Genomic DNA, 15,513 nt, shown 5'->3' with positions numbered 1-15,513 from the left:
TGAAGAAGTGTTGACGGGACGTTCGTCACCCGCTGCGGGCCGCGTAGCCTGGACTCCTGGCCCGCGATTTCGCAGGCTCCCAGCTTAACCCGGAGGATCAGCAGCATGGCCATCGCCCCCGACCCCTCGACCGACTTCGCCGGCTACGCGCACCCGGAACGGCTGGTGGGCACCGGCTGGCTGGCCGAGCGCCTCGGCGAGCCCGGCCTGGTCGTGGTGGAGTCCGACGAGGACGTGCTGCTCTACGAGACCGGCCACATCCCCGGCTCGGTCAAGATCGACTGGCATACCGACCTCAACGACCCCGTGGTCCGCGACTACGTCAGCCCGGAGCGGTTCGCGGAGCTGCTCGGCGCCAAGGGCATCGCCCGCGACACCACCGTCGTCATCTACGGCGACAAGAACAACTGGTGGGCCGCCTACGCGCTGTGGGTGTTCACGCTGTTCGGCCACGAGGACGTCCGCCTCCTCGACGGCGGCCGCGACAAGTGGATCGCGGAGGGCCGCGAGCTCACCCGCGAGGTGCCGGCGCCCGCCCCCGTCGAGTACCCGGTGGTGGAGCGCGACGACCACACCATCCGCGCCTTCAAGGACGACGTGCTCGCCCACCTGGGCAAGCCACTCATCGACGTCCGCTCGCCCGAGGAGTACAGCGGCGAGCGCACCGAGATCCCCGGCTACCCCACCGAGGGCGCGCTGCGCGCGGGCCACATCCCGTCTGCCGCCTCCGTGCCGTGGGCGCGCGCCGCCGCCCCGGACGCGACCTTCAAGCGCCGCGCCGATCTGGAGGCCATCTACCTGGGCGACGCCGGCCTGAAGCCCGGCGACGAGGTGGTGGCGTACTGCCGCATCGGCGAGCGCTCCAGCCACACCTGGTTCGTGCTGACCCACCTGCTCGGCTTCGAGAACGTCCGCAACTACGACGGCTCGTGGACGGAGTGGGGCTCGGCCGTGCGCGTCCCCATCGTGACGGGGACGGAGCCGGGCGAGGTCCCGGCGCACTGATCCTGCTGAGCCCGCACGAAGGTAGCCTTTAAGCATGACCGCCCTCACCGGCACGCTCGCCGAGATCCGCGACGACTTCCAGGCGCTGGAGCAGAACGACCGCCTCCAGCTGCTGCTGGAGTTCTCCGACGAGCTGCCCGACCTCCCGGAGCGCTACCGCGACCACCCCGACCTGCTCGAGCGGGTCGAGGAGTGCCAGGCGCCGGTCTACATCTTCGTGGAGGTGGACGAGCACGACATCGTCCACCTCTTCGCCACGGCCCCCCAGGAGGCCCCCACCACCCGCGGCTTCGCGTCGATCCTCGTCCAGGGCCTCGCCGGGCTCACGGCCGACGAGGTGCTCGCGGTGCCGGACGACTTCCCGAACACCCTCGGCCTCACGCAGGCCGTGTCGCCGCTGCGCCTGCGCGGGATGTCGGCGCTGCTGGGGCGCGCGAAGCGGCAGGTGCGGGCGAAGGTCGCGGCGGCGTAGCCCAGTCGGCCCCGCTCAGCCGCGGCGGTAGTCGGCGAACACCCGGCGGCTCTCGCCGTCGAGGGTGATCCGCCCGCCGTACGGCACGATCCACTGCGGCGAGGTGTGCCCGAACGGCACGCCGACGCACACCACCGCCTCCGCGTTGTACTCGGCGACGGTCTCGATGACGGCGTCGCGCTGTGCATGCCGCAGCCGCCTCCGCTCAGCCTCGTCCGGCCGATGCTCGAACGTGCTCACCGGGGGCCGGGCCGCGAGCACGCCCGCGAGCGGCGCGAGCAGCCCGCGCTCGCCCAGGGCGCGCAGCGTGTAGCGCACCCAGTGCGCCGGCGGCGTCAGCTCGCTCGTCTCGACCAGCAGCACCGCGCCCTCCAGCGCCGCGGGCGGGAACGGGAAGCGGTCGGCGAGCAGGATCCAGTCGACGACCTCGAGGCAGCCGCCCCAGGTCGTGCCCGTGACGCTGCGCGCCGGGCCCGCCCAGGCGAAGCCCTCGGTCGGCTCGCGCTCCCCGGTCTGCGTCAGGGCGCGCGGGTCGCCCCAGTCGGTCCCGAAGTCCTCCGACTCCCCCGGGTCGGTCAGCTCGATCGGGTCGCCGCCGAGCAGGGCGGCGCGCAGCGAGCGGAGGTGGATGTCGTGCACCCGCGGCCCCGGCCCCAGGTTCACCTGCGTGCTGCCGCCGCAGAACCCGGCGACGCCCGCCGACCAGAGACAGTTGAGGAGGCTGGTGTTGTCGCTGTAGCCGAGGAACGGCTTCGGGTCGGCCAGCACGGCCTCCCGGTCGAGGTGCGGGATCACCCGCACCTGGTCGTCGCCGCCGATGGTCGCCAGCACCGCGCGGATGCCCGGGTCCGCGAAGGCCGCGTTCAGGTCCCGCGCCCGCTCCTCGGGCGTCGCGCCGATCTGCCGGGTGGTCGGGTACTCCACCGGCACCAGCCCGGTCAGCTCCTCCAGCCTCCGCAGCGCCTGCTCGTGCACGGCCGGCCAGCGCGCGGGCGCCGCGAACGACGGCGACAGCACCGCGACCCTGTCGCCCGGCCGGGCGGCGGGCGGCAGGGCCGGGCGATGCGGCCCGGTCACGCGCGCTCGTCCAGCCACTCGCTGACGGCCGCCGTCCACTTCGCCTCGTCGTAGTTCCAGAGCTTGGTGTGCAGCGCGACCGTGAACGGCACGAACGTGACGATGTCGCTGCGCGCCGCGGCGAGCGCGCGCGAGGCCGAGTCCGGCACGAAGCCGTCGTCCTGGCTGTGCAGGATGAGCATCGGGAGGCTGAGGTCGGCCGCCCGCGCCACGAAGTCCATGCTGCGCAGGTCGATCGGGGCGCCCAGCCCGGTGATCGGCCCACTCCAGTTGGAGGCGATCAGCCGCATCGCTCCCTGGGCGATCGCATCGGGGAGGCGCAGCATGTTCGCCTGGAACTCGAGCGTGTCGATCCAGTCGACGACCGGCGACTCCAGCACCACGCCGCTCACCCGGTCGAGGTTCTCGGAGCGGGTGACCGTCTGCAGCACCACCGCGCCGCCCATCGACCAGCCCATCAGCACGATCGAGCGCGCGCCGTGGTCCACGGCGTACCGGATCGCGGCGTCGATGTCGCGCCACTCGGTGCCGCCGAGGCCGTACCGGCGATCGGCGGACTCCGGGGCGTCGCCGTCGTTGCGGTAGGAGGCCAGGAGGCAGGTGTACCCGGCGGCGTGGAACGTCGGGACCGCGCGCAGCCCCTCCTGCCGCGTCGCGCCCCAGCCGTGCACCTGGACGACCCAGCGGCCGCCGGTAGCGGAGTCGTCCGCCGCAGTTTCATCGGCGGGGAACACCCACGCAGGCGCCTGCCCGAGGTCCGTCTCGATCTCCACGCTCTCCACCGGAAGCCCGAGCTCCTCCGGCTCCAGGTAGTAGTACCCGCTGATCCGCGCGCGTCCGGGCCCGAGCTCGCCGAACTGGACGCGCTCCAGCTCGCGGACGACGCTGCCGTCCGTGGTCTCCAGGAGGCCGCCGAGCTTGGCGTAGCCCGACTCCGAGCCGAAGAACAACCCGAAGCGCCCTGGCATCGCCGCGTCCGGCGTCCGCTTGAGCGTGATCGTGCCGAGCGCCTCGTCCACGCCGCGCACGAACTCGCGCTGCGGCCGGCGGCGGACCGGGGTGATCACCGTCCGTGCCACTCGGGCCACGGCGTAGGCGGCGGACGCCGCGGCGACCAGCGCGATTCCTCCTGCGACGGCCGCGCCGACGCCGAACGCCTTCCCGAGTGCCCCGTTCCCGCCCGTTCCGCTGCTCGTGCTCGCCATGCCCGACAGCGTAGCCGCGGCGGCGGGCCGCCGCCTTCAGGAGTTCGCCAGGCGGCGTGCCTTACTGTCGCCTGCCCCCGAACCCTTCTAGTGTTCGTAGCGTGTCGACACCCACTTCGACCCCGCCGCAGCTGCCCGGGGACCAGCACCAGCCCAGGGAGCCGCACCTGCCCAGGGAGTTTGCGGCGGCGCTGGAGTCCATCCGCGCGGCGACGTCGCGGCCGGAGCTCGTGGTCACCGAGATCCCGGCTCCCGCCCAGCTCGCCCCGTACTCCCTCGCGCTCGCGGCGGATGTGCGGCCGGCGCGGCACGGCGACGACTCCGACCTCGGCACCGGGCGCTTCATCCTGCTCTACGACCCCGACGAGCCGGAGGCCTGGGGCGGCCCGTTCCGTATCGTCTGCTTCGCGCAGGCCCCGCTGGAGACCGACATCGGGCTCGACCCGTTCCTCGCCGACGTGGCCTGGTCGTGGCTGGTCGACGCGCTCGACGCCCGGCACGCCAAGTACATCGCCGCCAGCGGCACCGCGACCAAGATCATCTCCACCGGCTTCGGCGAGCTCGCCGCCCAGGGCGACGGCGCCCAGATCGAGCTGCGCGCCTCCTGGAGCCCGCTGGAGACCGACATCGCCGCCCATGTGGAGGGCTGGGGCGAGCTGCTGTGCATGCTGGCCGGCCTGCCGCCGACGGGCGAAGGGGTGAGCCTGCTGAGCACGAGACGGACACCGCGTGGCTGATCACACCGTCATCGAAACGCGCGACGGCTATCACCGCGCCCTCGACCTCCTCGTCGCGGGCGAGGGGCCGATCGCGGTCGACGCCGAGCGGGCGAGCGGCTTCCGCTACTCGCAGCGCGCCTACCTCATCCAGATGTTCCGGCGCGGCTCCGGCACCTTCCTGTTCGACCCGCCGGCGATCGGCCGGTTCGACGAGCTCAACGACGCGATCGCCGGCGATGAGTGGGTGCTGCACGCCGCGACCCAGGACCTCACCTGCCTGCGCGAAGTCGGGCTCGACCCGGTCAGCATCTTCGACACCGAGCTGGCCGCGCGCCTGCTCGGGATGCCGCGCGTCGGCCTCGGGACTGTCGTGGAGGAGCTGCTCGGCATCCACCTCGCCAAGGAGCACAGCGCCGCCGACTGGTCGACCCGCCCGCTTCCCGAGCCGTGGCTGCAGTACGCCGCCCTCGACGTCGAGCTGCTGCCCGACCTGCGCGACGCGATCGCCGGGCTGCTCGTGGAGGCCGGCAAGACCGACATCGCCCGGCAGGAGTTCGCCGACGAACTCACCCGCGAGCTCGTCGTCCCACGGCACGAGCCGTGGCGCCGGCTGTCCGGCATCCACTCGATCCGCGGCCTGCGCAACCTCGCCGCCGCGCGTGAACTGTGGCTGAGCCGGGACGCGCTCGCCCAGCAGCTCGACGTCGCGCCCGGGAGGCTCGTCCCCGACGCCTCCCTGACGGCCGCCGCCAAGGCGATGCCCGAGTCCAAGCGCGCCCTCGCCGCCATGCGCGAGTTCACCGGCCGCGCCAGCCGCACCGAGCTGGACCGCTGGTGGGGCGCGATCGAGGCCGGCCGCACGACCGACGACCTCCCCGTGCTGCGCGGCACCGGCGAGAGCCTCCCGCCGCCCCGCGCCTGGGCCGACCGCAACCCGGAGGCCGACGCCCGGCTCAAGGCCGCGCGCGCCGCCCTGACGGCTCTGGCCGAGGAGCTCTCGCTCCCCCTGGAGAACCTGCTCACCCCCGACACGCTGCGTCGCGTCGCCTGGGCTCCACCGGCCGACGTCACCCCGTCGGCCGTCGCCGACGCGCTCGCCCAGCACGGCGCCCGGCGCTGGCAGATTGAGGCAACCGCACAGTCGATCGCCCAGGCCTTTGTGGAAAGCAGCCAAACGCCCGGCGACGCGTCCGAAGCTGCTTCGTAGAAAGAATCAAACGATTCCTCTGCGGCGTTCCGGCCTCCTTAGGATCGTCAGCGACCTGATTTGGGAGGCACTGTGGCCGATAGAACGGATGTCGTGTTCGTCGACGGAGTCCGCACTCCGTTTGGACGTGCGGGCGAAAAAGGGCAGTACTGGAACACTCGCGCCGACGACCTGGTCGTCAAGGCCATGATCGGCCTGATGGAGCGGAATCCGAACGTGCCCAAGGAGCGCATCGACGACGTCGCCATCGCGGCGACGACGCAGCAGGGCGACCAGGGCCTGACCCTGGGCCGCACGGCGGCGCTGCTCGCCGGGCTGCCGAAGTCGGTGCCCGGTTTCGCGATCGACCGGATGTGCGCCGGCGCGATGACCAGCGTCACCACGCTCGGCTCCGGCATCGCGTTCGGCAGCTACGACCTGGTGATCGCCGGCGGTGTGGAGCACATGGGCCGGCATCCGATGGGCTTCGGCGCCGACCCGAACCCGCGCTTCCTGTCGGAGCGCATGGTCGGCGAGGACGCGCTCAACATGGGCATGACCGCCGAGCGCATCCACGACCGGTTCCCCGCGCTCACCAAGGAGCGCTCGGACCGGTTCGCCCTCGGCAGCCAGCAGAAGACCGCCGCCGCGTACGCCGCGGGCAAGCTGCAGCCGGACCTGGTGTCCGTCGCCATCCGCTCCGAGCAGGGCTGGGGCCTCGCCACGCAGGACGAGGGCATGCGCCCCGAGACCACGTTGGAGGGCCTCGCCACGCTGAAGACCCCGTTCCGCCCGCACGGCCGGGTGACGGCGGGCAACGCGTCGCCGCTGACCGACGGCGCGACCGCGAGCCTGCTGGCGTCCTCCGACGCTGTGAAGGAGTTCGGCCTGACGCCCAAGATGCGCATGGTCAGCTTCGCGTTCGCCGGTGTCGAGCCGGAGATCATGGGCATCGGCCCCGTCCCCTCGACCGAGAAGGCTCTCCGCAAGGCCGGCCTGACCATCGAGGACATCGGCCTGTTCGAGCTGAACGAGGCGTTCGCCATCCAGGTGCTGTCGTTCCTCGACCACTTCGGCATCGACGACGCCGACCCTCGAGTGAACAAGTGGGGCGGCGCCATCGCCGTCGGCCACCCGCTCGCCGCGAGCGGCGTGCGCCTGATGATCCAGCTCGCCCGCCAGTTCGAGGAGCACCCGGAGGTCCGCTACGGCCTCACCGCGATGTGCGTCGGCCTCGGCCAGGGCGGCACCGTGATCTGGGAGAACCCCCACTACAGCAAGCGCGCGGCGAAGAAGGGCTGAGCACCAGTGACCGACTACAGCACCATCGACTTCTCCCCGCTCGTCGAGCTCACCACCGACGAGGTCGTCACCCACTCCTACGTGAAGGACGTGCCGCTGCCCAGCGGCAAGACCCTCGCGCTGGTCACGCTCGACAACGGCCGCGACCACACCCGCCCGAACACGATGGGCCCGGCCACGCTGCTGGAGCTGGGCCGCACCTTCGACGCGCTGACCGAGCGCGCCGCGCGCGGCGAGATCGACGCGGTCGCCGTCACCGGCAAGCCGTTCATCCTCGCCGCGGGGGCCGATCTCAGCCGGGTCGGCGACATCCCGAGCGTGGAGGTCGCCAAGCTGCTCCCGCAGCTCGGCCACTACGTGCTCGGCAAGCAGGCGACGTTCGGCGTCCCGTCGTTCGTGTTCACGAACGGCCTCGCGCTCGGCGGCGGCGTGGAGATCGGCCTCAACGCCGACTACCGCACCATCGACCGCAACGCGGCGGCGTTCGCACTGCCCGAGGTGTTCCTCGGCCTGATCCCGGGCTGGGGCGGCGCGACCATCCTGCCGAACCTGATCGGCATCGAGAACGCCCTCAAGGTCGTCGTCGAGAACCCGCTCAAGCAGAACCGGATGCTGAAGCCGCAGGAGGTCTTCGACCTCGGGATCGCCGACGCGATCTTCGACTCGGCGACGTTCCTGGAGGACTCGCTGCTCTGGGCCGACACGGTGCTCACCGGCGCCGTCGAGGTCAAGCGCCCGAACGTGCCGGGCAAGGTCGAGCGCCTGGTCAAGTGGGACGCCGCCATCGGCATCGCCCGCAAGATGCTGGAGAGCCGCATCGGCACCGTCCCGAAGTCGCCGTACCGGGCACTGGACCTGCTGAAGGCCGCCAAGTCGAACGACCGCGCCGCCGGCTTCGAACTGGAGGACGACGCGCTCGGCGAGCTCATCTCCGGCGACCAGTTCCAGGCCAGCATCTACGCCTTCAACCTCGTGCAGAAGCGCGCCAAGCGGCCCGCGGGCGCACCGGACAAGGCCCTGGCCAAGAAGGTCACCAAGATCGGCGTCATCGGCGCCGGCTACATGGCCAGCCAATTCGCGCTGCTGTTCGTGCGCCGGCTGCGGGTGCCCGTGGTCATCACCGACCTGGACCAGGCGCACGTCGACAAGGGCGTGGCGTACATCCACGACGAGATCGGGAAGCTCCAGGAGAAGGGCCGCATCTCCCCCGACGAGGCCAACCGCCTGCGCGCGCTCGTCACCGGCACCACGGACAAAGCCGACTTCGCCGACTGCGACTGGGTCATCGAGGCCGTCTTCGAGGAGCTGACCGTCAAGCAGAACGTCTTCGCGGAGGTCGAGCAATACCTCTCCGATGAGGCCGTGCTGGCGACCAACACCTCCTCGCTCTCCGTGGAGCAGATCGGCGCGAAGCTGAAGCACCCCGAGCGACTGGTCGGCTTCCACTTCTTCACCCCGGTCGCGGTCATGCCGCTGATCGAGGTCGTGAAGACGCCGCACACCGACGACGCGACGCTCTCGACCGCGATGGTCACCGCTGCCGCCCTCAAGAAGAACGCGGTCATCACGGCCGACACCCCCGGGTTCGTCGTGAACCGGGTGCTCGCGAAGGTTCTCGGCGAGGCGATGCACGCGGTGGACGACGGCACGCCGTTCGAGACCGTGGACAAGGCGTTCGCGCCGCTCGGCCTGCCGATGGCGCCCTCCGTGCTGCTCGACCTGGTGGGCCTGAAGGTCGGCGCGCACGTCCTCGACACGCACCACGCGGCCTTCCCGGACCGGTTCTACCGCAGCGAGAACCTGCACCGCCTGGCGGAGTACGGCACCCTGCTGGAGAAGGACGGCAAGGGCAAGGTGAAGGGCCTCGACAAGGGCGCGGCCAAGATCCTGGCCGGCGGCAAGAACCCGTGGACCGAGCAGGAGATCCTGCGACGCCTGGAGGACGGCCTGGCCGACGAGATCCACCGCATGCTCGTGGACGACCACGTCGTCGAGGCGCCGGAGGACATCGACCTCTGCATGATCCTCGGCGCGGGCTTCCCGTTCCAGATGGGCGGCATCACGCCGTACCTCGACCGGGTCGGCGCGTCGGAGCGGGTCTTCGGAGACACGTTCCAGCACCCGCCCGTCCGGGGCGTCCCCACTCCTGTGGAGGCCGCCGCCTAACCCGCGAGCACCACCGCCGAGGGGCACGTTGTTGTCACTTTTCGCCCCGGAAAGTGACAACGGCGTGCCCCTCGGCGATGGGCGTGGGCGCGCTCAGGCGTCGGCGGCGCAGCGGAAGCCGATGTGGGTGGTCGCGGTGTCGTCGGCCTGCGGCGAGCGCGCCGCGGGGCGGAAGCGCAGGCAGTAGTCCGGCGAGCACAGGTAGGAGCCGCCCTTCAGCACCCGGCGCGGGATGCGCGACCCCGGCTCGGCGCTGGCGGACGCGAGCAGGTTGACGCGCGCCCCGGCGTCCACGGCCTCCTGGCCTGGCACGACGTGGCGGGGCGCGTAGTAGTCGCTCGTCCACTCCCAGGTGTTGCCGATGATGTCGTAGAGGCCGTAGCCGTTCGCCGGGTACGAGCCGACCGGCGCCGTCGTCGCGCCGAAGCGGCCGCGGTTGTCGTAGGGGAAGCTCCCGATCCAGGAGTTCGCCCGCGCCTCGCCGCCCGGGTAGGCCTCGTCGCCCCAGGCGAAGCGCGCCCCATCGACCCCGCCGCGCGCCGCGAACTCGTGCTCGGCCTCCGTGGGGAGCCGCTTGCCGGCCCACGCGGCGTACGCTGACGCGTCCTCGAACGCGACCTGGACGACCGGGTGGTCCATCCGGTCCTCGATGCCCGAGCCTGCACCCTCGGGGTGCCGCCAGTGCGCGCCGGGCTCCCACCGCCACCACTGCCGCCAGTCGCGCAGGTCGACCGGCCCGGCGGTCGCGGTGAACACCATCGCGCCGGGCACCAGGTCCTCCGCGGCGACCCCCGGGTAGTCGGCCGGGTCCATCGGCCGCTCCGCCACCGTCACGTAGCCGGTCGCGTCCACGAACCGGGCGAAGTCCGCGTTGGTGACCGCGTACCGGTCGATGAAGTAGCCAGCGACGGTGCGCTCGTGGACGGGCTGCTCGTCGGGGTAGAACTCGTCGCTCCCCATCCGGAAGGTCCCGCCGTCGATGCGCACCATGTCGTCCACACGGCAACGCTACCGCGCGGCGGGTTACCCGGTGACCAGCACCAGATCGAGGTAGCCGCGCAGGGCCGCGGCCGCGTCGATCCGCTCGGGAGCATAGAGCCACTGGAGCTGGATGCCCTCCCACAGCGCCACCACCGTCGCCGCGGCGAGCGCGGGGTCGACGCCCTCGCGGAGCCGGTCGGCCGCGGCGAGCGCGGCGAACTCGCGTCCGTAGGACTCCTGCATCCCCGCGTACCGGCCGAGGAAGTACTCGTGGCCGGGATGCTCGGGTCCTGTGGCCTCGGCGGCGAGGATGCTGTAGAGCGCGATGAGCCCGGGGATGCCCTCGTTGCGCCGGGCCTGGGCGACGATGCTGTCGGGGAACGGGAGGTCGTCGGGCAGCCGGCCGCCCGAGGTGTCGATGTCCCCGCCCAGCTCGTCACGACGGGCGAGCACCGCCAGGAGCAGGTCCTCCTTGCCGCCGAAATGGTGCTGGAGCGTGCTCAGCCCGATGCCGGCCGCCGTCGCGATCTCGCGCAGGGAGCTGCCGTGGTAGCCGCGGGTGGCGAACACGCGGTACGCCTCGTCGACGATCTGCTGCCGCCGCTCGGCCGACTTCGCGTACGGCCCGCGTCGGCGGGGAGGCTCCTCAGCAACGTCCACGCCCGCCTCCAAATTAGGTCAGTCGAACCATTTTCGACTACCGTCGATGCTAGTCCTTCCACGCCGCAGTGACGATCCAGGAGCATCCGTGCCGTCTCCCGCCCTTCTCGCCGACACCGCACCCTCCTCCGGCGCCCTCGCGCCGCGGTCCTGGCTGCACTCCGACGCACCGTCGCTCTCGCTGAACGGCGACTGGCGGTTCCGGCTCTCCCCCACCGCCGACCTCCCGGACGACGTCGCGCGCGCCGACCTGGACGACGCCGGCTGGGACACCCTCCCGGTCCCGGCGCACTGGGTCCTGCACGGCGACGGCCGCCACGGCCGCCCGAGCTACACCAACGTGCAGTACCCGTTCCCGATCGAGCCGCCGTTCGTGCCCGACGAGAACCCGACCGGCGACTACCGGCGCCGCTTCGACCTGCCGGCCGGATGGCCCGTGGACGCGCGCGTCGTGCTGCGCTTCGACGGCGTCGAGTCGCTCTACCGGGTTTGGCTGAACGGGGTGGAGGTGGGCTCCGCGAGCGGCAGCCGGCTCGCCCACGAGTTCGACGTGACCGACCGGGTGCGCGCGGAAGGCAACCTGCTCGCCGTGCGGGTACACGAGTGGTCGGCCGCGAGCTACCTGGAAGACCAGGACCAGTGGTGGCTGCCCGGCATCTTCCGGGAGGTGACGCTCACCGCGCGCCCCGCCGACGGCGTGGAGGACGTCTGGCTGCGCACCGCCTTCGCGGACGGCGTGGGCACGATCCTCCCGGAGGTCACCGCGCCGGAGCCAGCCTTCCCTGTCACCCTGCGAGTCCCCGAGCTCGGTGTGGAGACCGTGTGGGCGACGCCCGCCGACGTCGCCCCTGTCGCGGTCGGCGAGGTGGACCCGTGGACGGCCGAGACCCCGCGGCTCTACGACGCCACCGTCACCGCCCAGGGCGAGACCATCACCCTCCGCCTCGGCTTCCGCACCGTCGAGATCCGCGGCGACCGGTTCCTCGTCAACGGCCGCCGCGTCGTCTTCCACGGGATGAACCGTCACGAGACCCACCCCGTCCGCGGCCGGGTGTTCGACGGGGAGCACGCCCGCGCCGACCTGATCCGGATGAAGCAGTTCAACGTGAACGCCATCCGCACCAGCCACTACCCGCCGCACCCGCGCCTCCTCGACCTCGCCGACGAGCTGGGCTTCTGGGTGATCCTGGAGTGCGACCTGGAGACGCACGGCTTCGAGAAGGCCGGCTGGCGGGACAACCCCAGCGACGACCCGCGCTGGCGCGACGCCTACCTCGACCGCATCCGGCGCACCGTGGAGCGCGACAAGAACCATCCGTCGATCGTGATGTGGTCGCTCGGCAACGAGTCGGGCACCGGCGCGAACCTCGCCGCGATGTCGGCCTGGGCGCACGACCGCGACCCCGGGCGCCCGGTGCACTATGAGGGCGACTACACCGGCGAGTACACCGACGTCTACTCGCGCATGTACTCGTCCGTCCCGGAGACCGAACAGATCGGCACGGACGGCTCGCTCGCGCCGCTGCTCGGCTGCACGCCGGCGCAGGGCGCGCGGCAGCGGACCAAGCCGTTCATCCTGTGCGAGTACGCGCACGCGATGGGAAACGGACCCGGCGCGCTCGACCAGTACGAGGCGCTGGTGGACGCGCACCCGCGGCTGCACGGCGGCTTCGTGTGGGAGTGGCGCGACCACGGCATCCTCGCGCGAACCGCGGACGGCATCCCCTTCTACGCGTACGGCGGCGACTTCGGGGAGGTCGTCCACGACGGCAACTTCGTCATGGACGGCATGGTGCTCTCGAACGACGTGCCCACCCCGGGCCTGCACGAGTTCAAGGCGGTGGCGCAGCCGGTCGCGCTGACCTTCGACGGCGGCGAGCTGGTCGTGACGAACCGGAGGCACAGCGCGAGCACCGCCGACCTGGCGCTGCGCTTGACGGTCGAGCACGACGGGCGCGAGGCGGCCTCCGGGACGCTCGACCTGCCGGTGGTGGAGGCCGGCGAGTCGGCGCGTCTGCCGCTGCCCGCCGTCCCGGTCGCGGAGGGCGCCGAGACGTGGCTCACGGTGACGGCGGTGCTCGCCGCCGACACGGCCTGGGCGCCGACCGGACACGTCGTCGCCCGGGCGCAGCTCGACCGATCGGCGCCGCGGCGCCCCCGTCCGGGTTCGCGGGCCGTGGACTGGCGGGAGGCCGAGGGCACGCTCACGCTCGGGCCCGCCACCTTCGAGCGCGGCCGGCTCGTCTCCCTCGGCCGGCGCGCAGTCGCCGGCCCGAGGCTGGAGTTGTTCCGCGCGCCGACCGACAACGACGAGGGCGCGACCTACGGCGACCTCGCCGCCAGCGACGCGAGCACCGTCGGCGTCTCCAGTGCGAGCCTCTGGCGGGAGCAGGGCCTCGACCGGCTGACGCACCGGGTGGTCGTCGTGCACGAGGCGGACGGCGCCCTCCGCACGATCACGCGGGTCTCCGCGGCGAACTCCGTGGACTCCGTGACCGTCGAGACCGTCTGGACGCTGGACGAGGGCGAGCTCGGCCTCCGGGTGGAGATCCAGCCGTCCTCCGGCTGGCCCAGCGTGTGGCCGCGGATCGGCGTGCGCTTCGACCTCCCGGACGGCGACGGCGCTGTGGAGGGTGCCGAATGGTTCGGGACAGGCCCGCTCGAGTCCTACCCCGACAGCACCCGGGCCGCGTACGTCGGCCGCTTCCGCGCCACCGTGGCCGAGCTGAAAGTGGAGTACGCCCGCCCGCAGGAGACCGGGCACCGCGCGGCCGTCCGGGAGGTCGATCTGGGCGCGTTCGGCTTCACCGCGTTCCCGGACAGCCGGGGCCGGCTCCCCGGCTTCTCGCTGTCGCGGCACACGCCGCAGCAGGTCGCCGCGGCCGGCCACCCGCACGAGCTGCCGGAATCGGACACCACCTACCTGTTCGTGGACGCCGCCCAGCACGGCCTCGGCTCGCGCGCGTGCGGCCCGGACGTCTGGCCGGAGTTCGCCCTCCGCCCCGAGGCCCGCACCCTCCGCCTGACCTTCCACATCTGAACGCACAGGGGTCGCAACACGCCGCTTCGCGCGGGACGAAGCGGCGTGTCGCGTCCCCTGGATGCGCTACTTGTTGAGCGGACTCATGTCGGCGTAGCGGTCGCCGATCGGCGCGGCGACGGCGTCGAGGCGCGCGAGCTGCTCGGGGCTCAGGTCGAGGTCGGCGGCGGCGACGTTCTGCTCCAGGTTCTCGACGCGGCGCGTGCCCGGGATGGGCGCGAGGTCGTCGCCGCGCGACAGCAGCCACGCGAGCGCCACCTGGCCCGACTTGGCGCCGGCCTCGCGGGCGACCTCGTCGACCTGCTCCACGATGCGGATGTTGGCCTCCAGGTTGTCGCCCTCGAACCGCGGGTTGAAGCGGCGGAAGTCGTCCTCGGCGAGCTGGTCGAGCGAGCGGATCGAGCCGGTGAGGAAGCCGCGGCCGAGCGGCGAGTACGGCACGAAGCCGATGCCGAGCTCGCGCACGGTGGGCAGCACCTCCGTCTCCGGGTCGCGCGTCCAAAGCGAGTACTCGGTCTGCACCGCCGTCACCGGGTGCACCGCGTTGGCGCGCACGATGGTCTCCGGCCCAGCCTCGGACAGTCCGTAGTGCCGGATCTTGCCCTCCTCGATCAGCTCGCTCAGCGCGCCGACCGTCTCCTCGATCGGTGTGCCCGGGTCCATCCGGTGCTGGTAGTAGAGGTCGATGTGGTCGGTCTGCAGCCGCTTCAGCGAGCCCTCGACCGAGAGCCGGACGTTCTCCGGCGAGCCGTCCAGGCCGCGCTCGTTTTTGGACCGGTGCAGGATGGTGCCGAACTTGGTGGCGATGACCACCCGGTCGCGGCGGCCGCCGGCGAAGGCGCGGGCCAGCAGCTCCTCGTTCGTGTACGGGCCGTAGATCTCGGCGGTGTCGAAGAAGGTCACCCCGAGGTCCATCGCTCGGTGGATGGTCCGGATCGAGCCGGCGTCGTCGTCGCCGGCGCCGGTGTAGAACGCGCTCATTCCCATGCAGCCGAGGCCGAGTCGCGAGACCTCGAGCTTCTCCGTACCCAGTGTGATCGTCATCAGTGCCATGCCCTCACGATATCCCCGTGTCCCATGCGGCTGGTACGGTCGCGGCATGGCCCTCACCAAGTACTACGTCGCGTCCTCCATCGACGGCTTCATCGCCGACGTGCACGACCGCATCGAGTGGCTCATGCAGTTCGGCTTCGAGGAGTTCGACGAGCATTACCAGCAGTTCATCTCCGGCATCGGCGCGCTGGTCATGGGCGCGACGACGTACGAGTTCGTGCTCGGTGAGCAAGGGCCGTGGCCGTACCAGGACATCCCCACCTGGGTGGTCACCCATCGCGCGCTGCCGGTCCCGGAGGGCGCCGATGTGACGTTCTTCTCAGGCGACATCGTCCAGCTCGACGCGGTGCTGCGGGAGGCCGCGGGCGACCGCGACGTGTGGATGGTCGGCGGCGGGGCGCTCGCGGCCCAGTTCGCCGACCGCGGCCTGATCGACGAACTGCACATCACCTACGTGCCGGTGCTGGTCGGCGCGGGCAAGCCCCTGCTCCCCGTCGCCGAGGCGTCCCGCCCGCTCGTGCTCTCCCGCACCAACTCCTTCCCCTCCGGCGCCGTCGAGCACATCTACCGCTTCGCCTGACCGCCCCCAAGACCGCCGAGGGGCACGTAAACGCCCCTAAAACCGCGTTTTAGGGGCGTTTACCTGC

Annotated in this window: 13 protein-coding genes; 8 read left to right on the top strand and 5 right to left on the bottom strand. The window is 72.1% G+C overall.

The features are described from left to right. Positions 1-105: 105 nt before the first annotated feature. A complete protein-coding gene (locus ACFRFH_RS09415; protein ID WP_382462758.1) occupies positions 106-1,005 on the top strand; it encodes a sulfurtransferase in 900 nt (299 codons plus the stop codon). A 34-nt stretch (positions 1,006-1,039) separates the two neighbouring features. Further along, positions 1,040-1,477 (top strand): SufE family protein, encoded by a 438-nt coding sequence (locus ACFRFH_RS09410; RefSeq protein WP_382459857.1) that lies wholly within the window; start codon positions 1,040-1,042, stop codon positions 1,475-1,477. Between the two features lie 15 nt (positions 1,478-1,492). Here ACFRFH_RS09410 and ACFRFH_RS09405 read toward each other — a convergent pair whose 3' ends face one another. Together ACFRFH_RS09405 and ACFRFH_RS09400 are read right to left on the bottom strand one after the other, a co-directional pair. Then, positions 1,493-2,554 carry a S66 peptidase family protein gene (locus ACFRFH_RS09405; protein WP_382462757.1) on the bottom strand — a complete coding sequence of 354 codons (1,062 nt, stop codon included), beginning with the start codon at positions 2,552-2,554 and terminating at the stop codon, positions 1,493-1,495. Continuing rightward, entirely contained in the window at positions 2,551-3,759 is a 1,209-nt protein-coding gene (locus ACFRFH_RS09400; protein WP_382462756.1) for an alpha/beta hydrolase family protein, read from the bottom strand. The genes ACFRFH_RS09405 and ACFRFH_RS09400 overlap by 4 nt, the downstream gene beginning before the upstream one ends. A gap of 101 nt (positions 3,760-3,860) precedes the next feature. On the opposite strand from ACFRFH_RS09400, the gene ACFRFH_RS09395 reads away from it, so the two are divergent. The 4 genes from ACFRFH_RS09395 (at position 3,861) to ACFRFH_RS09380 (ending at position 9,132) form a co-directional block, all read left to right on the top strand. Further along, entirely contained in the window at positions 3,861-4,496 is a 636-nt protein-coding gene (locus tag ACFRFH_RS09395) for a DUF3000 domain-containing protein (protein WP_382462755.1), read from the top strand. Further along, the gene (locus ACFRFH_RS09390; RefSeq protein ID WP_382462754.1) at positions 4,489-5,685 is read left to right on the top strand and encodes an HRDC domain-containing protein; all 1,197 of its coding nucleotides are present in this window, start codon (positions 4,489-4,491) and stop codon (positions 5,683-5,685) included. Before ACFRFH_RS09395 ends, ACFRFH_RS09390 begins: the two co-directional genes overlap by 8 nt. A gap of 72 nt (positions 5,686-5,757) precedes the next feature. Then, entirely contained in the window at positions 5,758-6,966 is a 1,209-nt protein-coding gene (locus ACFRFH_RS09385; RefSeq protein WP_370053843.1) for an acetyl-CoA C-acyltransferase, read from the top strand. A 6-nt stretch (positions 6,967-6,972) separates the two neighbouring features. After that, positions 6,973-9,132 carry a 3-hydroxyacyl-CoA dehydrogenase NAD-binding domain-containing protein gene (locus tag ACFRFH_RS09380; RefSeq protein WP_382462753.1) on the top strand — a complete coding sequence of 720 codons (2,160 nt, stop codon included), beginning with the start codon at positions 6,973-6,975 and terminating at the stop codon, positions 9,130-9,132. 93 nt (positions 9,133-9,225) lie between these two features. Here ACFRFH_RS09380 and ACFRFH_RS09375 read toward each other — a convergent pair whose 3' ends face one another. Continuing rightward, positions 9,226-10,122 carry a formylglycine-generating enzyme family protein gene (locus ACFRFH_RS09375; protein WP_382463391.1) on the bottom strand — a complete coding sequence of 299 codons (897 nt, stop codon included), beginning with the start codon at positions 10,120-10,122 and terminating at the stop codon, positions 9,226-9,228. Positions 10,123-10,155: 33 nt separating this feature from the next. Continuing rightward, positions 10,156-10,773, bottom strand: coding sequence for a TetR/AcrR family transcriptional regulator (locus ACFRFH_RS09370; RefSeq protein ID WP_382462752.1), 618 nt, complete (start codon positions 10,771-10,773; stop codon positions 10,156-10,158). A 46-nt stretch (positions 10,774-10,819) separates the two neighbouring features. Between ACFRFH_RS09370 and ACFRFH_RS09365 the strand changes: the two genes are divergently transcribed. Continuing rightward, positions 10,820-13,813 (top strand): glycoside hydrolase family 2 TIM barrel-domain containing protein, encoded by a 2,994-nt coding sequence (locus ACFRFH_RS09365; RefSeq protein WP_382462751.1) that lies wholly within the window; start codon positions 10,820-10,822, stop codon positions 13,811-13,813. A 66-nt stretch (positions 13,814-13,879) separates the two neighbouring features. Here the strand turns inward: ACFRFH_RS09365 and ACFRFH_RS09360 are convergent, their stop codons facing one another. Next, a complete protein-coding gene (locus ACFRFH_RS09360; protein ID WP_382463390.1) occupies positions 13,880-14,860 on the bottom strand; it encodes an aldo/keto reductase in 981 nt (326 codons plus the stop codon). 52 nt (positions 14,861-14,912) lie between these two features. On the opposite strand from ACFRFH_RS09360, the gene ACFRFH_RS09355 reads away from it, so the two are divergent. Continuing rightward, entirely contained in the window at positions 14,913-15,446 is a 534-nt protein-coding gene (locus ACFRFH_RS09355) for a dihydrofolate reductase family protein (protein ID WP_382462750.1), read from the top strand. Positions 15,447-15,513: the final 67 nt, after the last annotated feature.

The sequence above is a fragment of the Leifsonia sp. NPDC056824 genome, from assembly GCF_042789575.1.
Classification (GTDB): Bacteria; Actinomycetota; Actinomycetes; order Actinomycetales; family Microbacteriaceae; genus Leifsonia.
The sequence above is the reverse complement of the archived record's forward strand: the minus strand, read 5'-3'. Positions and strand labels throughout refer to the sequence as shown.